General features: G+C 64.9%; 16 protein-coding genes. 3 read left to right on the top strand and 13 right to left on the bottom strand.

Annotated elements, in window-relative coordinates; all coding sequences use genetic code 11:
• Positions 1 to 76: 76 nt before the first annotated feature.
• A complete protein-coding gene (locus tag UC34_RS21930) occupies positions 77 to 742 on the top strand; it encodes a response regulator (RefSeq protein WP_044457190.1) in 666 nt (221 codons plus the stop codon).
• A 25-nt stretch (positions 743 to 767) separates the two neighbouring features.
• Here the strand turns inward: UC34_RS21930 and UC34_RS21925 are convergent, their stop codons facing one another.
• The 8 genes from UC34_RS21925 to rpe form a co-directional block, all read right to left on the bottom strand.
• On the bottom strand, positions 768 to 3,089 hold the full coding sequence (locus UC34_RS21925; RefSeq protein WP_052811180.1) for a DUF3141 domain-containing protein: 2,322 nt from the start codon (positions 3,087 to 3,089) through the stop codon (positions 768 to 770).
• Positions 3,090 to 3,343: 254 nt separating this feature from the next.
• Positions 3,344 to 4,468: an ABC transporter permease gene (locus tag UC34_RS21920; RefSeq protein ID WP_044458544.1), complete on the bottom strand. Its 1,125-nt coding sequence runs from the start codon at positions 4,466 to 4,468 to the stop codon at positions 3,344 to 3,346.
• Positions 4,469 to 4,560: 92 nt separating this feature from the next.
• Positions 4,561 to 7,353, bottom strand: coding sequence for a ribosome-associated ATPase/putative transporter RbbA (gene rbbA / locus UC34_RS21915; RefSeq protein ID WP_084070886.1), 2,793 nt, complete (start codon positions 7,351 to 7,353; stop codon positions 4,561 to 4,563).
• Between the two features lie 10 nt (positions 7,354 to 7,363).
• A complete protein-coding gene (locus UC34_RS21910; RefSeq protein ID WP_044457189.1) occupies positions 7,364 to 8,437 on the bottom strand; it encodes an HlyD family secretion protein in 1,074 nt (357 codons plus the stop codon).
• 18 nt (positions 8,438 to 8,455) lie between these two features.
• Positions 8,456 to 10,102, bottom strand: coding sequence for an efflux transporter outer membrane subunit (locus UC34_RS21905; RefSeq protein ID WP_052811179.1), 1,647 nt, complete (start codon positions 10,100 to 10,102; stop codon positions 8,456 to 8,458).
• Positions 10,103 to 10,385: 283 nt separating this feature from the next.
• The gene (trpE, locus tag UC34_RS21900; protein WP_044457188.1) at positions 10,386 to 11,891 is read right to left on the bottom strand and encodes an anthranilate synthase component I; all 1,506 of its coding nucleotides are present in this window, start codon (positions 11,889 to 11,891) and stop codon (positions 10,386 to 10,388) included.
• A gap of 418 nt (positions 11,892 to 12,309) precedes the next feature.
• Positions 12,310 to 13,026 (bottom strand): phosphoglycolate phosphatase, encoded by a 717-nt coding sequence (locus UC34_RS21895; RefSeq protein ID WP_044457187.1) that lies wholly within the window; start codon positions 13,024 to 13,026, stop codon positions 12,310 to 12,312.
• Entirely contained in the window at positions 13,023 to 13,703 is a 681-nt protein-coding gene (gene rpe / locus UC34_RS21890; protein WP_044457186.1) for a ribulose-phosphate 3-epimerase, read from the bottom strand. The genes UC34_RS21895 and rpe overlap by 4 nt, the downstream gene beginning before the upstream one ends.
• A 368-nt stretch (positions 13,704 to 14,071) precedes the next feature.
• Between rpe and apaG the strand changes: the two genes are divergently transcribed.
• Entirely contained in the window at positions 14,072 to 14,446 is a 375-nt protein-coding gene (apaG, locus tag UC34_RS21885; RefSeq protein ID WP_039393382.1) for a Co2+/Mg2+ efflux protein ApaG, read from the top strand.
• Positions 14,447 to 14,473: 27 nt separating this feature from the next.
• Here apaG and UC34_RS25220 read toward each other — a convergent pair whose 3' ends face one another.
• Complete coding sequence (locus UC34_RS25220; RefSeq protein ID WP_044457185.1) at positions 14,474 to 14,740, bottom strand: hypothetical protein; 267 nt, start codon at positions 14,738 to 14,740, stop codon at positions 14,474 to 14,476.
• Here UC34_RS25220 and mltA point away from each other — a divergent pair.
• Positions 14,661 to 15,881, top strand: a complete 1,221-nt coding sequence (gene mltA / locus UC34_RS21880; RefSeq protein ID WP_237165358.1) for a murein transglycosylase A — start codon at positions 14,661 to 14,663, stop codon at positions 15,879 to 15,881. The two genes, UC34_RS25220 and mltA, sit on opposite strands and share 80 nt — an antisense overlap.
• A 106-nt stretch (positions 15,882 to 15,987) precedes the next feature.
• Here mltA and paaK read toward each other — a convergent pair whose 3' ends face one another.
• The 4 genes from paaK to pcaF all read right to left on the bottom strand — a co-directional run bounded on the left by paaK (position 15,988) and on the right by pcaF (position 19,985).
• The gene (gene paaK / locus UC34_RS21875; RefSeq protein WP_044457183.1) at positions 15,988 to 17,283 is read right to left on the bottom strand and encodes a phenylacetate--CoA ligase PaaK; all 1,296 of its coding nucleotides are present in this window, start codon (positions 17,281 to 17,283) and stop codon (positions 15,988 to 15,990) included.
• An 86-nt stretch (positions 17,284 to 17,369) separates the two neighbouring features.
• Positions 17,370 to 17,789: a hydroxyphenylacetyl-CoA thioesterase PaaI gene (gene paaI, locus UC34_RS21870; RefSeq protein WP_044458541.1), complete on the bottom strand. Its 420-nt coding sequence runs from the start codon at positions 17,787 to 17,789 to the stop codon at positions 17,370 to 17,372.
• Positions 17,790 to 17,973: 184 nt separating this feature from the next.
• Positions 17,974 to 18,756 (bottom strand): 2-(1,2-epoxy-1,2-dihydrophenyl)acetyl-CoA isomerase PaaG, encoded by a 783-nt coding sequence (gene paaG / locus UC34_RS21865; RefSeq protein WP_044457182.1) that lies wholly within the window; start codon positions 18,754 to 18,756, stop codon positions 17,974 to 17,976.
• Positions 18,757 to 18,782: 26 nt separating this feature from the next.
• Complete coding sequence (pcaF, locus tag UC34_RS21860) at positions 18,783 to 19,985, bottom strand: 3-oxoadipyl-CoA thiolase (RefSeq protein WP_044457181.1); 1,203 nt, start codon at positions 19,983 to 19,985, stop codon at positions 18,783 to 18,785.
• Positions 19,986 to 20,068: the final 83 nt, after the last annotated feature.

The raw sequence follows: 20,068 nt of genomic DNA, 5'->3' as shown, positions 1-20,068 counted from the left end.
CGCGCTGCATTTCGCGCACGCGCGTTATACGTAACATGTTGGGGTGCCGGATGAGGCTTGAGAGAGGCGTGATTCAATGCGAGTACTGCTGGTAGAGGACGATCGTCTGGTGGCGAGCGGCATCGTTGCGGGGCTCTCGACTTTGGGAATTCACGTCGAAGCCAGTGCCTGTGGCGAAGCGGCGATTGCGGCGCATGCCGAGAACACGTTCGATGCGGTGGTGCTCGATCTCGGCCTGCCCGATGACGACGGTCTCGATGTGATCGCCAGCGTGCGCGGCGTCGAGCCGGACGTGCCGGTGCTCATTCTGACTGCGCGCGACGGCATCGAGCATCGCGTTGCGGGGCTGAATGCCGGTGCCGACGACTATATGGTCAAACCCTTCGATCTGCGCGAACTGGCGGCACGATTACACGCGTTGGTGCGTCGTGCGCAGGGGCGCGCCGCACAGATCATCCAGGCCGGTCCGCTGCGGCTCGACCCGGCAAGCGGCCTGGCCTGGCTCGACGGCGAACCTGTCGAACTCTCGCGCCGTGAGATCGATTTGCTCGCATATCTTGCCAGCAGCCGGGGCCGATGGCTCTCACCCGACATGCTTCATGTGCGCCTGTATGGCATGACGGAGCGGGTCAACAGCAATGTGCTGAATGTTCATATCCACAACGTGCGCCGCAAGCTCGGGGGCGACGCGATTCAGACCGCACGCGGCCTGGGCTATCGGTTGGGATGGAGCCTGTCATGAGGCTTCGATTGCGCGCGAGCCGCGATCAGGTTGCCTTCTTTGCCTTCGTGGTCTTCATTGCCTTCGCTGGCGTTGCCGCCCCTTGCCTGGCTGCCGCCGCACGCTTGCGCGGCGCCGTCGCGGGCGTTGCCGACCTGACGCTTGCGCTCGCCTTTGGCTTGCGCGCCGCGCGAGGCTTCGCATTGCCGCCGACTTTGGTGTCTCGCTGTTGCGCCGCGCGCTCGAATACCTCAAGTACGCGTTCCAGATCGTTTCGCTCGCCGTCTTCGAGCGGCACGGCGAAACTCAGGTCCCTCACGGCGTTGGCCACCAGGCGAATGTGTTCGGGGGAAGCCTTCGCCAGCATGCCCGGAATCGCCGCCATCGCTGCGTTCGGGGCCATGCGCAGCAGCCCGGCCTGACGGCGGATGATCTCGCGAAAGTGCTCGATGGAAATCTCGGTGTCCCCGCGCGGCAACGATCGCGCAAGGTTGAACTGCCGCTCATCCGCTTCCCCGTGCAGACGATGCACCCAGAGCAGCGCGCGAATCCCGGCTTCGAGCACGCCCCCCTCGCGCACCTCGTGACGGCGCAATGCCAGCGCCTCCTTGACGAAAGCCACATGCTCGGGCGACGTGCCGGGATGCACGCGCACGGCGGCGCCGTCGCTGCCATGCAACCCCGCCAGCGCCTGCACCCACGGCTGGCCGTAGATCCATTCGAACGTCTTCTCATAGCCATCGTCGCGCACGTCCCGATAGAGGTTCAACGACTGTTCGATGGCGCTCGATATCGCCGTCTCCAGCGCGAGAAACGGATTGTCGGGGGACACCGGGCGCCGGGTGTCGCGCACACGCCCGGCCTTTTCGGCAAACGGCACGGCGAACGGATTGCGATCGGACCAAAGTTCGTAGCTCACGCGCAGCGGATGCAGCAACCGCATCCAGTAGGCGGAGGTCGGAGTCACCATCGCCCGCACCCACGGCTGCACGAGACTACGGTACAGGCCCAGATGGATGTCCGACAGATGCGCGACCGCGGCAAATCGTCGATCGCTCTGCGGGTCGGGCTGCACGATGGCGCGCACATCCTCCACGCTGCGACGCTGAATCGACATCACATAGTCGCCTTCGGCCAGTTCGCCATGCAGCGTGTCGTCCGTTTTGTCGGCGATCTGCGCCTGATAGATCCCGGCGGGCAGCACGTCGATCAGATCGATGTTGTTGACGAACTTGCGATGCTCCTTGCGGCCGGTGCTGCTCGACACGAAGATACCCAGGTGTCCGATGCTGTCGTGCGTGGCGTACACGATGGTCTGATCGTGGCTCAGCACTTCCTCGTCGTCGCGATACATGTCGGTCACGAACCCGAGCGCCTGCGGCGGCGGCGTGATGTTGTCGCCGTACGAGCAGAACACCACGATGGGCGAGCGGATGTTGCGCAAGTCGAGACGTATGCCGTCGCTCGTAATCAACTCGGCGCTGGTGAGCCGGTTGCCGACGAACAGGTTGTCGACGATGTACTGCATCTCCTGCGCGTTCAGAAAGACGTGGCCGCCCCAGTACTTCTCGAAGCCGAGATAGCGCGGCGCTTCCGTGTCGACGTTCGCGTACAGGTGATACTTCTTGCGCCATAGCGTGTTCGCCGGATCGAGATTCTCGAAGTTCTCCACGAGCCATGCGCCGTCGAAGCGCCCATCGCCGAGATCGCTCGTGAGCGCGGTGAGCCAGCTGCCGCCGAGCAGACCGCCCGAATACCGCATCGGGTTGCGCCCGCGCCAGCCGGCCCAGTACGACACCGGCGCGCCTGCCACGATGATCGGGCCGAACAGTTCCGGGCGCATCGCTGCGGTCATCAGCACTTGCCATCCGGCCTGACAGTTGCCGATCACGGCCGGCTTGCCGGCGCTCTCCGGATGCAGCGAAATGACCTTTTCCAGAAAGGCGGCTTCGGCGCGCATCACGTCTTCCACGGTCTGACCCGGCACCGGGTCGGGCAGGAAGCCCACGAAGTAGCACGGATGTCCGGCGCGCAACGCCGCGCCGATTTCGCTGTCGGGCTTGAAGCCGCCGATGCCCGGGCCGTGGCCCGCACGTGGGTCGACCACGACGAATGGGCGAGCATTGGGTAGTGTGGGCGTGTCCTTCGGGGGGACGATGCGCATCAGGCAGTAGTTGCATGGGCGCGGCAGCGTGTGCGCATCGAGAATCACTTCCGAGGCGAAGTCCAGCACGTTCGGCGCCGACTCGGCCAGGTGCGCCTGATACTGGTTGCCGCGCTGACGCATCACGTCGGCAAACAGCACGCTGCGTTGCCAGGCATCGACCGCGTATTCGGCGGCGGCGGCCATCCATGGCAGGTTCGCCATCCACGGGTTGGTCGCCAGCCAGGGGGCGTCGCTGCCTGCGATGGCGGAAGTGTCGGCAGACGTACCGGCGGAAGTACTGGTAGAAGCACTGGCGGAAGGTGCCGCGGCGGTGCGACGCGAAGCGTGACGGGAGGTGCGGCGCTCCAGTGCAGCAGACGACTTGGCAGGCATGGCAATGACCTCACAAATCCGGCATGACAGGATTGGCGAACGTCGCGGCGGCGGGCAACAGGGAGGCTGTCGGGCTGCGCGCGTTACGCCATCGAACTGAGCGTGCGGCGAAAGCGCCGCAGCGAGATGGTGAAGAACACGGCGCCAATGACCACGAGCGCCAGGCACTGCACCCACACGACGCCGATCCCGGCGCCGCGGAACAGAATCGCCTGCCCGAGTTCGACGAAGTGCGTCGTGGGCGCGGCGAGCATGACGTCCTGCACAATCTTCGGCATGCTCTCGCGCGGGGTGTTCCCGCCCGAGAGCATTTGCAGCGGCAACAGCACCAGAATCAGCAACATGCCGAACTGCGGCATCGAGCGCGCGAGCGTGGCGAGAAAGATACCCATCGACGTGGTCGCGAACAGATGCAGCGTGGCCCCCAGCAGGAACAACGCCACCGAGCCGCCGATGGGCACGTGCAGGGCGCCGCTCACGATCAGCCACAACGACATGGCCGCCGCGATGAGCACCACCAGCCCCATCGACCACACCTTCGCCAGCATGATCTCCGTCGGTGTCACCGGCATGACGAGCAAATGCTCGATGGTGCCGTGCTCGCGCTCACGAATGAGCGCGGCGCCGGTGAGGATGATCGACAGCATCGTGATGTTGTTGATGATCTGCATGAGCGCGCCGAACCAGGCGCGCTCCAGCGTCGGATTGAAGCGAACGCGCAACGCGAGATCGACCGGCAGTTCAGGCGTCGAGCGGTATCGCTGGAGAAACTCGCGCACTTCCGAGGACACGATCTGCTGCACGTAACCGCTGCCCGAGAACGCCTGACTCATGCGCGTGGCGTCGACATTGAGCTGAACCTCGGCGGCGCGCCCGGCCAGTACGTCGCGCTGGAAGTTCGGCGGAATGTTCAGCGCAAACGTGTACTGGCCCGCGTCCATGCCCCGGTCGACGGCGTCCGCTGTGATCATCTGCGGCATGGTGAACTGTGGGGGATAGAAGGCGGACACGATGCGCTGCGACAACGGCGAGGCGTCTTCGTCGACGATGGCGATGGGCGCCAGATGCAGGGTGTCGGGCTGCGCGGTCGCCGATGAATACACCGAGGCCGTGAACGTGTAGATGATGAGCACCAGCATCATCGGGTCGCGCACGAGGCTCCACAACTCCTTCACCCCGAGCCGGTAGATGTTCGCGATATGGCGCAGCCACGGGTGCCCGCGTCGCGGCGGCGCGACGCGCGCGCCCGGCGTGGCCGGCGTTGGCTCGGGGGAGGCTTGGGGTGTGCTCGGGCTGGCCATCACTTGTCCTGTTTCTTGAGCAGCAGGATCGTGGCGCCCAGAATGATGGGCACGGCAACGAGCATCGGCCAGAAGGCGTTGCCGAGGTCGCCGAAACCGAGCGCCTTGTTGAACACCCCCCGGCTGATGATCAGCATGTAGGTCGCCGGATAGATTTCGCCGATGAATCGGCCCGACCCTTCCATCGACGGCACCGGTGTGATCATGCCGGAGAACTGGATCGCCGGAATCATCGTGCCGATCATCGTGAAGAATAAGGCCGCGATCTGACTGCGGGTAAAGGTGGACGCGAGCAGGCCGATGCCCGTGGCGACCACGTTGAAAATGAAGACGGCGGTAATGAGCGTGAGGAAGCTTCCCTTGATGGGAACGCCGAACAGCGTCACCGCGATGAGCGTCATGAGCAGGAAGTTGAGCATGGCGAGCGCGACGTACGGAATCTGTTTGCCGATGAGGAATTCGGTGCGCGTCACAGGCGTGACGTACAGATTCAGAATCGAGCCCAATTCCTTCTCGCGCACGACGGACAGGGCCGTGAGCATGGCGGGCAGCATCAGCAAGAGCAGCGGAATCACCGCGGGCACCATGGCGGGCAGGCTCTTCACGTCGGGGTTGTAGCGAAACCGTGTCTCGATGTCGAGCGACGATGTCGGACTCACGCCGAGCCGCCGCAACGACTGATCGGCGAGCCAGTTCTGATGCATGCCCTGCACATAGCCCTGCACCGTTTCCGCGCGCATGGGCATCGCGCCGTCGATCCATGCGCCGATCTGTACGGCCTTGCCGCGCGAGACATCGCGTGCGAACCCTGGCGGGATCTCGATGGCGAGCGACAGTTCGCCGTTGCGCAGACGGCGGTCCATGTCGTCGTAATCGGTGAGGGGCGGTTGTTCGATGAAATAGCGCGAGCCCGCGATATTGAGTGCGTAGTTCTGACTCAGTGTGGTCTGGTCCCGGTCGAGCACGGCGTAGCGCAGGTCCTCCACGTCCATGCTGATGCCGTAGCCCATCACGAGCATCAGGACCAGTGAGCCGACGAGCGCAAGCGTGGCGCGTACGGGGTCGCGCTGGAGTTCCAGCGTTTCGCGCCAGAGGTAGCTGATCATGCGGCCCAGTGAGAAGCCCTTTTGCTTGGCGTGTGCCGCCGGCTCTGGTGAGGGGGCCGCGTCGGACGTCGGGGTCCGGGGGGCTTCCGGGGTGCCGCCGCCCGCCTCCACGAGATATTCGATGAACGCCTGTTCGAGCGTGTCGGCCCCTTTGTCTTTCGTGATCTTCGCGGGCGGATCGGAGATGAGCACCTTGCCCGCATGCATGAGCGAGATGCGATCGCAGCGCTCGGCCTCGTTCATGAAGTGGGTCGAGATGAAGATCGTCACATGGTCGCGGCGCGACAGTTCGACCAGCAAGCGCCAGAAGTTGTCGCGCGCCACGGGGTCCACGCCGGAGGTCGGTTCGTCGAGGATGAGCAGCTCGGGCTTGTGCACCATCGCTACCGCGAGCGACAGACGCTGGCGCATGCCGAGCGGAATGCTGTCGGGCAACGCGTCGACGACGTCCGCCAGATCGAAGCGCTGTACCATCTCGGCAACACGCGTTTCGACGTCCGCTTCGGGCACGTGGAACAGGCGCGCGTGCAGCACGAGGTTCTGGTGCACCGTGAGTTCGGTGTAGAGCGAGAACGCCTGCGACATGTAGCCCACGCGGCGTCGCGTATCGATGTCCTTCGGGTCGACTTCGTGCCCGAACAGCCACGCTTGTCCGTCGCTGGCCTGAAGCAGGCCGGTGAGCATCTTCATCGTGGTCGACTTGCCACAGCCGTTGGAGCCCAGGAAGCCGAAGATTTCCCCGCGACGAATGCGGAAGTCCACGTGATCGACGGCGACGAAATCGCCGAAGCGCATTGTCAGACCTTTTGCCTCGATGGCGATCTCAGTGTGTTCGTCGATGTGCAGCGGCGGAATCACGACCGGCTCGTACCCGCGCTTCTTCTCTTCCGGGAGCAGGTCGATGAACGCCGCTTCCAGGGTCTCGCGCTTCGTGCGGGCGAGCAGTTCGGCCGGCGTGCCGGTGGCGAGCACCTTGCCCGCGTCCATGGCGACGAGCCAGTCGAAGCCCTGCGCCTCGTCCATGTATGCCGTGGCGACGATCACGCTCATCGTCGGACGCTCGCGACGGATTCGGCCGATCAGATCCCAGAATTGGGCGCGCGCAAGCGGGTCCACGCCGGTGGTCGGCTCATCGAGAATCAGCAGATCGGGATCGTGGATCAGCGCGCAACACAGGCCGAGCTTTTGCTTCATGCCGCCGGAGAGCTTGCCGGCGGGCCGTTCGAGAAACGGATGCAGGCCGGTGCTGCGGGTGAGGTCATCGATACGGCGACGGCGTTCGGCAGCGTCGTGGCCGAAAAGGCGCGCGAAAAATTGCAGGTTTTCCTCGACCGAGAGCGTCGGATAGAGGTTCTTGCCCAGCCCCTGCGGCATGTAGGCGATTCGCGGGCAGACGAGATCGCGGTGCGCCTTGCTCGCCATGTCGCCGCCCAGCGCCTCGACCGTGCCCGTCTGCACGGCGCGCGCCCCGGCGATCAGCGAGAGCAATGTCGACTTGCCGACGCCGTCCGGGCCGATCATGCCGACCATGCAATTGGCGGGGATATCGATGGAGACGTTGTCGAGCGCGACGGTCTTGCTGCCGTATTTCAGGGTGACGTCCACCACGTGCACCACGGGGGGCACGCCATGCCCCGGCGGTGATGCCGGGCCGGGCGGCGTGGGTGGGAGGGACCAGTCCGTCATGGCGCGCGGCTCATTGCGGCAGTTTGGTCTGCAACTGCGCCGGCCATTCGACCTTGCTGTCGGTCTTCACCCACGCGACACCGGGCAGGCCCGTCTTCACAAGTTTCAGATGCTGTTGCAGCAGTTCGGGGGCGATCTGCGCGCGCACACGGAACATGAGTTTCTGACGCTCGCTCTCCGTCTCCACGGTCTTCGGGGTGAATTGCGCAGTGCTGGAGACGAACGAGATGCTGGCGGGAATGACGAACTGCGGTGCGGCGTCGAGCACGATGCGCGCTTCGGCGCCCATGGCAAGGCGGCCTGCCACGGCTTCGGGCAGGAAGAAGGTCATGTACACGTCGGACAGATCGACGAGGTTGAGGACCTTGCCGCCGGCGCCGAGCACTTCACCGGGTTGCGCCACCCGGTACTGCACGCGGCCGTCGCGCGGCGCCTTGAGTTCGCTGTCGGCAATGTCGGCCTCGATTCGGGTGATGGTGGCCTGTGCGGCTTCGACCGTCGATTTCGACCCGGTGACCTGCGCGTTGGCGGCCTCGACGGCGGACTGGGCCGCTGAGACCTGCGCCTTCGCGGCGGTGACGGCGGCGCGGGTGCTGCGCACGCGTGCGCGGTCGTCGTCCAGTTCCTGCACCGACGAAGCGCCTTCCTTCGAGAGCGTTTCGGAGCGCGAGAGTCGGCGTTGCGCGGCGTCGAGTTCGGCTTCACGTGCGGCAACATTGGCTTCTGCCGTCGCCTTGTCCGACAAGCGTGCGGCGGCTTGCGCCTGAATGGCAGCCACGTTCGTCACGGCTTGCTGGTACTGCGCTCGCGCTTCGTCGCGCTGGGCGTTGAGCGTGTCGATCTGCATCTTGGCGAGCACCTGCCCGGCCTTTACGAAGTCGCCTTCGCGCACGTAGATGGCTTCGACACGTCCGGCCATTTTCGTCGCCACGTCGACTTCGGTCGCTTCGATGCGGCCATTGCCGCTGGCAAAGCCCTCACCCGGGCCGGTGTGGCTGTAGGTCTTCCATCCGAACCAACCCAGTCCGATCACGACGAGCACGATCAGCGCTGGAACCAGTTTCTTGGCGTTGGGAAGCGTCATTGTTTTGACCTCTTGAATTTATCGGACGGTCTGTGCGGTGTTCGCTGTGCCCGGCGCGGAAGTCGCGGCGGCCGACCCGGGAGCGACCGGCGGCACTGTCGACGTTGGCGGCGGTGGCGGCACTGCCTGCGTTGGCGGTGTGGGCGCCACGACGCGGGGCGTGCGTGCAAAGGGGCCGGCAGGCGTGTCGGCCGCAGGCATGAGCCGACTGCCGCCGCCGAGCGCCGTGTAGAGCGAGACGCGCGCGGACAGCAGTGCGCGACGTGTCTGGACCGTTTGTTGTTCGATGGCGAGCAGGTCGCGTTGCGCGTCGAGCACTTCGAGGAAGGCGGCCGCGCCGTGGTCGTAGCGCAGTTTCGCCAGGCGTGCGCGCTCGGCCTGCGCGTCCTGCGTGGCCTGCAGGATCGTGACCTGATCGGCCAGCCAGCGGCGCGCGCTCAACGCATCTGCCACGTCGCGGAATGCGCCCTGAATCGTCTTCTCGTAATTTGCGACGGACTCGACGCGACGCGCCTCGGCCAGATCGAGGTTGTTGACGAGGCGCCCGCCCTGGAAGATCGGAAGATTGATGCTCGGGGTGAAGGCCCATGCGGCACTGCCGGCCTTGAACAGACCATCGAGCGCGCTGCTCGCAGTGCCTACGGAGCCGGTCAGCGTGATCTGAGGAAAGAATGCGGCGCGCGCCGCGCCGATATTGGCATGAGCGGCGCGCAGCTGATACTCCGCGGCGATGATGTCGGGGCGGTCTTCAAGCAGCGACGAAGGCAGACCGGGCTCGAGGTCGCGCATGAGGCTGGCGTCGTCCGCCATCCGGTCGAGCGCCTGCGGCGAGGTATCGATGGGAATGCCCACGAGCACCTGCAGCGCATGCGCCTGGGCGGCGCGTTGCTGCTCAAGCTGGGTGACGAGCGCGCGCGCCTGCTGCCACAGCGTGGTGACTTCGGTGAGATCGAGTTTCGAGGTCGAGCCGACCTGCTCGCGCCGCGTAAAGATGCGCAGCGACTCGGCGCGGCTGTCGACGGTCTGTTGCGCCAGGGCGATGCGTTCGTCGTACTCGCGAAGACTGAGCCATGTTTGCGCCACTTGCGAAATCAGACTCAGTTGCAGGGCCCGGCGAGACGCATCCGACGCCAGATAATCGTCGAGCGCGGCGTCCTTCAGGTTGCGAATGCGACCCCAGAAGTCGAGCTCCCACGTCGATAATCCCAGCCCGACCTGATATTGGCTGCTGATGTACGGATTGCCGGTGAGGCTCAGGTCGCCGGGCAGACGCTGACGCGTGCCGCTCGCGCCAAGGCCCGCCGACGGGAAGAGGTCGGCCCGTTGAATGCCGTACACGGCGCGGGCCTGTTCGACACGCGCAAGCGCCACGCGCAAGTCACGGTTGTTGGCGAGCGCGGTTTCGATGAGGCTGCGAAGCTGCGGATCGGCGAAGTACTCGCGCCAGTCGAGTGCGGACGCCGGCTGTGCGGCGGCGGTGGCGGGCGCAGTGCTGACATCCGCCGTCCATACATCGGCTACCGGGGCCGCAGGGCGCTCGTAAGTGGGCGCCATCGAAATGCAGCCACCCAGCACGACGGAAGTCGCGACAGTAATCGCCGCGGCCGTGATGGACCGGACTGACGCCAGGGAGGCCGCATGAAAACGTGCGACGCCGCGACGCATACGTGGATTGCATGGTTTCGCCATAGAAGCTTCGACCTCCCGACGGACACCTAACTATATCCCGGGTGACGTCAATCGGCGTATACCGGAGGAGACGAAAAAAGCGAACGGTTGTGCTAAATCAACAAAGGCCTCGAATCGACTCATGCATCGATTCGAGGCCTTCGGGGGATCTTGTCACTCGCATGCAATATATGTGAGTGCGCTGCGCTTTAAACGGCAGCGTGCTTCACGTTGGTGCAGCCGAACGGCGATGCGCTCGGGCGAGCCCTCGCCCGGTCGGTCAGTACTCGGCGTCGAGTCCGTCCTGAACCTGCTCGGCAGCACGCAGTACCGCGCGGGCCTTGTTTTCCGTCTCTTGCCATTCGGACTCGGGGACCGAGTCGGCAACGATGCCGGCGGCGGCCTGCACATACAGATTGCCGTCCTTGATGACGCCGGTGCGAATGGCGATCGCCACGTCCATTTCGCCGCCGAACGACAGATAACCCACGGCGCCGCCGTACAGACCACGTTTGACCGGTTCGAGTTCGTCGATCAGCTCCATTGCACGAACCTTCGGGGCGCCGGTGAGCGTGCCCGCCGGGAATGTGGCGCGCAGCACGTCGATGTTCGACAGGCCGGGTTGCAGACGGCCTTCCACCGAACTCACGATGTGCTGCACGTGCGAGTACTTTTCGATGATCATCTTGTCGGTCACTTCGACCGTGCCCGTCTGCGCAATGCGGCCCACGTCGTTACGTGCCAGATCGATGAGCATGACATGCTCGGCGATTTCCTTCGGATCACCAAGCAACTCCCTGGCCAGCTCGGCGTCGCGTTCGGGCGTGGCGCCACGCGGGCGTGTGCCTGCCAGCGGACGAATCGTCACGATTTCCTGCTCGCCGTCCGGCGTCTGGCGACGCTCCTGACGCACCAGAATTTCCGGCGATGCGCCAACCACCTGGAAGTCGCCGAAGTTGTAGAAGTACATGTACGGCGACGGATTGAGCGAGCGCAGCGCGCGATACAGCGAGAGCGGGGCGTCGCGATACGGCTTGATGAGACGCTGGCCGACCTGCACCTGCATCAGTTCACCGGCGGCAATGGCTTCCTTGGCCTTGGCGACGGCCGCCAGATAGTCCGGCTTGGCGAATTCGCGGAAGGTCTCGGTGCGAACGCTGCCCGAGGTGACCGGTGCGTCGACCGGGGCCTTGAGGCGAGCGCGCAGTTCGCGCAGACGCAGACGTGCCTTCGAGTACGCCTCGGGCTGGGTCGGGTCGGCGTAAATGATGAGGTACAGCTTGCCGGTCAGGTTGTCGATCACGGCAAGTTCTTCCGTGAGCAGCAATTGGATGTCCGGCAGATTCAGATCGTCGCGCGGCGTGCTGTGCGCGAGTTTCTTCTCGATGTAGCGCACGGCGTCGTAGCCGAAGTAGCCGGCCAGCCCGCCGCAAAAGCGCGGCATGCCCGGGCGCAGCGCCACTTTGAAGCGGGCCTGGAACTGGGTGATGAATTCGAGCGGATCGCCTTCATGCGTTTCCACGACCGTACCGTCGCGCACAACTTCGGTTTTGGGGCCGAAGCTTCGCAACAACGTGTGGGCCGAGAGGCCGATGAACGAATACCGGCCGAAGCGCTCGCCCCCGACCACGGATTCCAGCAAGAAGGTGTTGGCCCCGCGGCGGTCGCCCAGCGCCAGCTTCAGATAGAGCGAGAGCGGTGTGTCGAGATCGGCAAAGGCTTCGGCGATCAGCGGAATGCGGTTGAAGCCCTGGTTGGCCAGCGATTTAAATTCGAGTTCGGTCATGTTGCACTCTGCCTGCAAGTTTGTTGCCGGCGGGCGGTCCCGCGGATTCGGCGTGGATTAGCGTTGAGAATACCTGAGTCGTGTCGGGGAGGCAGGTGTGCTGACCCACGTCGAGGCGCTGCGAGTGCGCACGCACCGGCGATGCCAGCCATGCGAACGTCGCAATGCGTCTGAACGAATCCGCGCGCCATGCGAACCGTTCGAAACGGTGAAGACGACGCGCCGATCAATGACTTCTTGGGAACAACAACGATGCAAGAAACGGGTTGCCGGAGACGAACTCCGACGGTCCCGGCCACCCCTTGGAAGGGTTCAGCAGGACCAGCGTCGCCAGGGCCAGGCCCCCCGGTCGATCACGCTAAGACTCCGTTTCTTGTTCAGGAACATGCGCTTGAATGCAGTGTGGAAGACGGCGAATTCAGCTCGCCAGTGTGGGCGTTGCGGCGGGCAGAATCGCCCGGGCAGCGCCCAGAATTGAGGCGACTATACCATCCGTGTCGATCGTTTGTATAGATTCGCCATGGTTGTAGCCATACGGCACCGTGAGCGAGCGGCAGCCTGCCGCGCGGGCCGCCTGGGCGTCGTTGCCGGAGTCGCCGACGAGCACCGTTTGCGCCGGCGAGACGCCGAACGCTTCGCAGGCTTTGATGAGCGGCATCGGGTCCGGTTTGCGCTGGGGCCACGAGTCGCCGCCGTACACCAGATCGAACTGATCCGACAGGCCGTAGTGTTCGAGCAGCGCGAGCGCAAAGCGATGTTGCTTGTTAGTGATGCACGCCACCGGCAGACCGGCTTCACGCAAGGCGGCGAGGCCTTCGCGCACTTCCGGGTACAGCACCGTGTTTTCGCCGTTGATCGCCGTGTAGACGGCCTCGTACTTCGCCTGCGCTCGCTCGAACAGCGTGTCGATGTCGGTGGCCGGGAAGCGTTCGGCAAGCGTCTTGCGCACCAGATTGGCGGTGCCCTTGCCCACGAACGTCATCAGGCGCTCGACCGGCACCGGCTGGGCGCCGAGGTCGGCCAGCATGGCGTTGAGCGCGACCCCGAAGTCGCCTGCGGTGTCGACCAGCGTGCCGTCGAGGTCGATCAGCACCGCGCGGATGCCGTCGAGATGAAGGTGCGGATTCTGGATCATGCGACGCTCGCGAGCTGGGCGCGCATCTGGTCGATTACCGCCTTGTAGTCGGGTTTGCCGAAGATCGCCGAGCCGGCCACGAAGGTGTCGGCGCCGGCGGCGGCGATTTCCGCAATGTTCTCGACCTTCACCCCGCCGTCGATTTCGAGACGGATCTCGCGGCCGGTCTCGGCCGTATAGGCATCGATGCGTGCGCGTACCGCGCGCAGCTTGTTGAGCGCTTCCGGAATGAACGACTGGCCGCCGAAGCCCGGGTTGACCGACATGATGAGCACCATGTCCAGACGGTCCATCACGTGATCGAGGTAATGCAGCGGGGTGCCCGGGTTGAAGACGAGGCCGGCCTTGCAGCCGTTGTCGCGAATCAGGCCCAGCGTGCGGTCCACGTGTTCCGACGCTTCCGGGTGGAACGTAATCAGGTTGGCGCCCGCCTTAGCGAAGTCGGGCACGATGCGATCGACCGGGCGCACCATCAGGTGCACGTCGATGGGCACGTCCACGTGGGGACGGATCGCTTCGCAGACCATCGGGCCGATCGTCAGATTGGGAACGTAATGGTTGTCCATCACGTCGAAGTGAATCCAGTCGGCGCCTGCCGCCACGACGTTACGGACTTCTTCGCCCAGCCGGGCAAAGTCGGCGGACAGGATGCTGGGGGCGATACAGAATTGCGTCATGGCGGGGCAGGGGGAAAGCGTCAAAAGCGCTATTTTAAAGCTTTCACATGACGCTTGCCCGCAGTGTGTCGGATTAACCGGTTGGGAAGCCTTGCCGCGCGCTGGGGCCAGGGCGCCGCTCGCGCGGCGCGGGGCAGACGCCGACGCGACGTTTCAGGGAGGTTTCCGGGGCGTTTGCCGGTTGCGACCCGCGACGACTTGCCGCAGAATGCCTTGCAAAACGGGACAGCGCTTGCGATTTGCGCCTGTCACGATGCATGAACCGATCGTCGTCCTGCAAGACACATGGGGCTTAGACGATACCGACGACATCGACCACATAGACCAGAACGACATCAGAGAGCACGCATGCGCTACAGGAACACCCGATGAGCCAGTACGAATTTACCGTCACCGTGCGCCCGCAATACCTCCCGGAACAATCGGAACCGGACCGGCGGCAGTTTGCTTTCGCCTACACGATCACCATCCGCAATAGCGGCGAAGTGCCGGCGCAGTTGATTTCGCGCCACTGGGTGATCACCGATGGCGACAATAAGGTGCAGGAAGTGAATGGCCTGGGCGTAGTCGGCCATCAGCCGTTCCTCCAGCCGGGCGAGCAGTTCGAGTACACGAGCTGGGCGATGGTGGCCACGCCCGTGGGCACTATGCGCGGCGAGTACTTCTGTGTGGCCGAGGACGGCACGCGCTTCGAGGCGCCCATCGCCGAATTCGCGCTCACCATGCCGCGCACGTTGCACTGAAGCGGGCATGCGCGCAACGAGTGGGCGTCAGCGACGGTCGTCGGACCAGTCCTCGCGTTTGAGCGGATCGTCCGCCGCATCAGGATTGTGCGGATCGGCCGGACCGCTGGAACCGAGGGGACCAATGGGATCCACGGTATCGCTCGGCATGGGCCGCGTCGCGCGCATGCGGCGAACCCGGCGTCCGGGCGGCGGCTTGCGCCGCAAAACCACGATGGCGGCAACGATCACGATTGCCAGCAACACCTCCGGCAACACCAGCAACGCCGGATACTCATCGAACAGATTACTCATGACGCTTTTCCTGAATGTGTTCGGGCGGTGGCGCGTCGGCCGGGGCCTGGCGCTCGCCGCGTTTGCCGTCTTGCTCTATGGTTGTTCGAGTGTGCCTCCGTCGACCCCGTCACGTCCAGGCGTGCCGCCGTCGAATGTGGCAACGCCGCCTTCCGGCGCGGGACGCATGCAGGCCGTGACGTGGGGCGACGTCGATGGCTGGCAGGACGATTCGCTCATCGGCGCACGTCTCGCGCTTGCGCAGACCTGCGTGAAGCTGGGGCGCCAGACGAAATGGCAGCCGGCCTGTCGGGCGTCCGAGCAACTCGACGATCTCGACGCCGCCGCCGTTCGTCAGTTCTTCGAACAATACTTTACGCCGTTCCGGATCGCGAACGCCGACGGCACGCAGACCGGCCTGATCACGGGCTACTACGAACCGCTGCTGCACGGCTCGCGTGTGCGCGGCGGTGCCTATCAGACCCCGCTCTACAAGTGGCCCGCCGGGCGCAAGGCGGGTTCGCTGCCCGCACGCGCCGAGTTGATGCGCAGCGGCATGTTGCGCGGCAATGAGCTGGTCTATGTGGACGACCCGATCGAGGCATTTTTCCTGCAAGTGCAGGGCTCGGGGCAGATCCTGCTCGATGACGGGACGGTCATGCGCGTGGGCTACGCCGGCAACAACGACCAGCCGTACAAGTCGATCGGCCGATGGTTGATCGACCGAGGCGAAATCACGGCGGCCCAGGCGACGATGCAGGGCATTCGTGCGTGGGCCCGCGCCAATCCGTCGCGTGTGGACGCGTTGCTCGATGTGAACCCGCGCTTCGTCTTCTTCCGCGAGATGCCGAATCATGGCGTGGGCGGTATCGAAGGGCCGATCGGCGCACTGGGTGTGCCGCTCACGGCGGAGCGCTCCATTGCCGTTGACCCTGCCTCGATCCCGCTGGGCAGCCCGGTGTTCCTGTCGACGACGCGCCCGCCGTTCGGCCCGCAGGCCAATTTGCCGATCAATCGCCTGATGTTCGCGCAGGACACGGGCAGCGCCATCAAAGGCGGTGTGCGCGCCGACTTCTTCTGGGGACTCGGCGACGATGCAGGCGACCTGGCCGGCCGCATGCGACAGAGCGGCAGGATGTGGGTGTTTCTGCCGAACCAGTAAAGTTGGCCATTCCGTCCGGTCGACGGGGCGATCCCAAAGAAAAAGCCCGCGAACTCGCGGGCTTTTTCATGCGGACGTGACTTCCGGCCTGTGCTGTCGCGACGGCTCAGCGCGGACGCTTGTCCACCACGCGACGCGCCTTGCCGACCGAGCGCTCGATGCCGCCGACCGGCTTCACGCGCACCGCGCACGACACGCCGATGAGCGTCTTGATGTCGCGCTTGAGTTCGCTGCCCGCCGCTTGCAGGGCGGTGGCGTCGTCGCAACCGACAGCGGCCTCGACATCCACGGCCATCGTGTCCATCGGGCCTTCCTTGTCCAGAATGATCTGGTAGTGCGGCGAGAGCACCGGCTGACGCAGCAGCAATTCCTCGATTTGCGACGGGAAAACGTTCACGCCGCGAATGATCATCATGTCGTCGGAACGCCCGGTGATCTTCTCCATGCGACGCATGGTGCGCGCCGTACCCGGCAGCAGACGTGTCAGGTCACGGGTGCGGTAGCGAATGATCGGCAGCGCTTCTTTCGTGAGCGAGGTGAAGACCAGTTCGCCGAACTCGCCGTCGGGCAGCACTTCGCCGGTTTCCGGGTCGATGATTTCGGGATAGAAGTGATCTTCCCAGATGGTCGGACCGTCCTTCGTCTCGGCGCATTCGCACGCGACGCCCGGGCCCATCACTTCCGACAGACCGTAAATGTCGACGGCGTCGATGCCCATGCGCTTCTCGATGGCCGTGCGCATGTCGTTCGTCCATGGCTCCGCGCCGAAAATGCCGATGCGCAGCGACGACTCGGCGGCCACGATGCCCTGACGCTCGAGTTCGTCGGCAATCGCGAGCATATAGCTCGGCGTGACCATGATGATGTCCGGCTTGAAGTCCTGAATCAGCTGCACCTGCTTCTCGGTCTGACCGCCGCCAAACGGAATCACGGTCAGGCCTGCACGCTCGGCGCCATAATGTGCGCCCAGACCGCCGGTAAACAGGCCATAGCCGTAGCTGATATGCACCTTGTCGCCGCGACGTGCGCCGGAAGCGCGGATCGAACGCGCGACCAGATCGGCCCACGTGCTGATGTCGTTCGCCGTGTAACCCACGACCGTCGGCTTGCCCGTTGTGCCCGAAGACGCATGCACGCGCGAGACCTGTTCCATCGGGACCGCGAACATACCGAACGGATAGCTGTCGCGCAGATCCTTCTTCGTCGTGAACGGGAATTTGGCCAGATCGGCCAGCGAGCTCAGATCGTCCGGGTGGACGCCGGCCTCCTCAAACTTGCGGCGATACACCGGCGAGTTCTCATAGGCATGCCGCAGCGTCGTCTTCAGACGGTCGAGCTGAAGGGCGCGCAGTTCGTCGAGGCTCGCTTTCTCGATCGGCTCGAGCGGCAAGGCGGTGGTCATGACTGTCTCCTTGGGACTTGCTTCTAACGCTTGTTACGCTTCTGTCTCGCGCGGCCATGCCCGGTCGCGCGTGTTGCCGGGGCGCGTCAGACGACGTTGCCCTTGATCTGTGCGGATTTGCCGCGGAACATCGCCACGACTTCCCCCGCGCTGTTCGTCAAACGAATGTCGTAGATGCCATGACGGCCGGAGAGCACCTGCTCCTGCGCCTCGGCAGTGAGTGTGTCGCCCCCCGAGACCGGCTTCAGGAATTCGATGCTGCAACCGGCCGCGACCGTCACCACGTTGTAGCTGTTGCAGGCGAACGCAAACGTGGAATCCGCCAGGGTGAACATCAGACCGCCGTGACAGATGGCATGACCGTTGAGGAACTCGTCGCGAATGCGCATCGTCATGCGCGCATAACCGGGACGCACTTCCTGCAACTCCATGCCAAGCCATTGGCTCGCACGGTCCGTGCTGTACATGGCCACGCCCGTGGCATGCGCGAGTTCGTCCGGCGTCATGTCGCTGACGGCCTTCGGGGTGCCGGCGGCGCTGGCAGCGGTGGAAGTCTGGCTCATTGGGGGCTCCTCGGTGTCTCTTGTCTAGTTATGTCGTCGGTCTCTCGCGCGGCGCGTGGTTTTTGGCGTTGGCGTTGGCGGTGCGTCGCGGCGTTGTTTTGCTTTTTTGCTTTGGGGTTACCGTCCTTCAGCGACCCTCAAAATTCGGCGCGCGCTTCTCCAGAAACGCATTCACGCCTTCGGCATAGTCGTACGACGCGCCCAGCGAGCGCTGACCATCACGTTCAAGGTCGAGTTGCTGATCGAGCGTGTTGGTCGTCGAAGCGTAGAGCGCGTGCTTGATGGTCGCGAGCGCTTTGGTCGGCTGCGTCGCCAATTGTGCGGCGAGCTTCTGCGCTTCGGGCAGCAGCGCGGCGTCGTCGACGCAACGCCAGATCAGCCCCCACTGCTCGGCCTGCTCGGCCGACAGCTTGTCGCCGAGCATGGCCAGCCCCATCGCGCGGGCCATGCCGACGCGTTGTGGCAGGAACCACGTACCGCCCGTATCGGGCACCAGACCGATCTTCACGAAGGCCTGAACGAAATTGACCGATGCGCCGGCGAGCACGATGTCGCAGGCCAGCGCCAGATTGGCGCCTGCGCCGGCGGCGATGCCGTTCACGGCAGCGATCACCGGCAGCGGCATTGCGCGCAGCTTGCGCACGAGCGGGTTGAAGTTTTCGTCGATCAGCGCGCCAAGATCCGTCGAGGCGCCCGGCGTGAAGTCGAGATCCGCCAGATCCTGACCGGCGCAGAAACCGCGTCCGGCGCCGGTCAGCACGATGGCGCGTGCCCCTTGCGCTTGCGCGGCATCCAGGGCGTCGCGCAGTTCCGCATGCATTTGCCGCGTGAAGCTGTTGAGCTTCTCGGGGCGGTTGAGCGTGATCGTCGCGACGTTGTCCGTCAGCGTCAGTTGAACCGTGGCGGTCATCGGGGCTTCCTCCGAGGTGATGTGCGTCAGACGCGTTCGATGGCGATGGCGATACCCTGGCCCACGCCGATGCACATCGTGCACAGCGCGAAGCGGCCGCCCGTGCGATGCAACTGATACATCGCGGTGGTGACCAGACGGGCGCCCGAGGCACCCAGCGGGTGACCGAGTGCAATCGCGCCGCCATTCGGGTTGACGCGGGCGTCGTCGTCGGCCACGCCGAGTTGACGCAACACCGCCAGACCCTGACTGGCGAAGGCTTCGTTGAGCTCGATGACATCGAACTGATCGAGTGTCATGTTCAATTGCTTGAGCAGCTTGAGCGTTGCCGGTGCCGGGCCGATGCCCATGATGCGCGGGGCGACGCCGGCCGTGGCCATGCCGAGCACGCGCGCACGCGGCGTGAGGCCATGCAGCTTCGCCGCGCTCTCGCTGGCGAGCAGCAGGGCGCACGAGCCGTCGTTCACGCCCGACGCATTGCCAGCGGTGACGGTGCCGTCCGGGCGGACCACGCCCTTGAGCTTGCCCAGCGCTTCCATGCTCGTGGCGCGCGGGTGTTCGTCGTGCTCGACGACGATGGGGTCGCCCTTCTTCTGGGCGATCGACACTGGCGTGATTTCCTGCGCGAGCGTGCCGTCGGCCTGCGCACGGGCGGCCTTCTCCTGGCTGCGCAGCGCAAATCGATTCTGATCTTCGCGGTTGATCTTGAAGTCGTCGGCGACGTTCTCTGCCGTCTCCGGCATCGAATCGACACCGTATTGAGCCTTCATCAGCGGGTTGACGAAACGCCAGCCGATGGTCGTATCGAAGATGGCGGCCTGGCGCGCGAATGCGCTATCGGCCTTGCCCATCACGAACGGTGCACGCGTCATCGATTCGACGCCGCCGGCGATCATCAGCCCCGCTTCGCCCGCCTTGATAGCGCGAGCGGCGGTGCCGATGGCGTCCATGCCCGAGCCGCACAGGCGGTTGAGCGTTGCCCCTGGCACGTCGATGGGCAACTCGGCGAGCAGCGATGCCATGCGGGCGACGTTACGGTTGTCTTCGCCTGCCTGATTGGCGCACCCGTAGATGACGTCATCGATCAGCGTCCAGTCGACGTTGGGGTTGCGCGCCATGAGCGCCTTGAGGGGAATCGCGCCGAGGTTGTCGGCGCGAACGTCCTTCAGTGCGCCGCCGTAACGGCCGATAGGGGTGCGAATCGCGTCGCAGATGAAGGCTTCGGTCATGGTGTCTCGTTCCTGTCTTGGCGTTGAGGCGGGAGGGGTGCGCACAGCGATCGCATCACGATCGCATGACGGTCGCACCGGGC

Origin of the sequence: Pandoraea vervacti (genome assembly GCF_000934605.2) — a bacterium.
GTDB classification, from domain to species: domain Bacteria; phylum Pseudomonadota; class Gammaproteobacteria; order Burkholderiales; family Burkholderiaceae; genus Pandoraea; species Pandoraea vervacti.
This window is presented reverse-complemented; position numbering and strand designations above follow the sequence as displayed.

Coding starts and splice junctions, on each gene's coding strand:
- UC34_RS21930 (WP_044457190.1), top strand. CDS start 77: ATGCGAGTACTGCTGGTAGAGGACGATCGTCTGGTGGCGAGCGGCATC.
- UC34_RS21925 (WP_052811180.1), bottom strand. CDS start 3,089: ATGGCGAACCTGCCATGGATGGCCGCCGCCGCCGAATACGCGGTCGAT.
- rbbA (WP_084070886.1), bottom strand. CDS start 7,353: ATGACGGACTGGTCCCTCCCACCCACGCCGCCCGGCCCGGCATCACCG.
- UC34_RS21910 (WP_044457189.1), bottom strand. CDS start 8,437: ATGACGCTTCCCAACGCCAAGAAACTGGTTCCAGCGCTGATCGTGCTC.
- UC34_RS21905 (WP_052811179.1), bottom strand. CDS start 10,102: ATGCGTCGCGGCGTCGCACGTTTTCATGCGGCCTCCCTGGCGTCAGTC.
- trpE (WP_044457188.1), bottom strand. CDS start 11,891: ATGACCGAACTCGAATTTAAATCGCTGGCCAACCAGGGCTTCAACCGC.
- UC34_RS21895 (WP_044457187.1), bottom strand. CDS start 13,026: ATGATCCAGAATCCGCACCTTCATCTCGACGGCATCCGCGCGGTGCTG.
- rpe (WP_044457186.1), bottom strand. CDS start 13,703: ATGACGCAATTCTGTATCGCCCCCAGCATCCTGTCCGCCGACTTTGCC.
- apaG (WP_039393382.1), top strand. CDS start 14,072: ATGAGCCAGTACGAATTTACCGTCACCGTGCGCCCGCAATACCTCCCG.
- mltA (WP_237165358.1), top strand. CDS start 14,661: ATGGCGGCAACGATCACGATTGCCAGCAACACCTCCGGCAACACCAGC.
- UC34_RS25220 (WP_044457185.1), bottom strand. CDS start 14,740: ATGAGTAATCTGTTCGATGAGTATCCGGCGTTGCTGGTGTTGCCGGAG.
- paaK (WP_044457183.1), bottom strand. CDS start 17,283: ATGACCACCGCCTTGCCGCTCGAGCCGATCGAGAAAGCGAGCCTCGAC.
- paaI (WP_044458541.1), bottom strand. CDS start 17,789: ATGACGCCGGACGAACTCGCGCATGCCACGGGCGTGGCCATGTACAGC.
- paaG (WP_044457182.1), bottom strand. CDS start 18,756: ATGACCGCCACGGTTCAACTGACGCTGACGGACAACGTCGCGACGATC.
- pcaF (WP_044457181.1), bottom strand. CDS start 19,985: ATGACCGAAGCCTTCATCTGCGACGCGATTCGCACCCCTATCGGCCGT.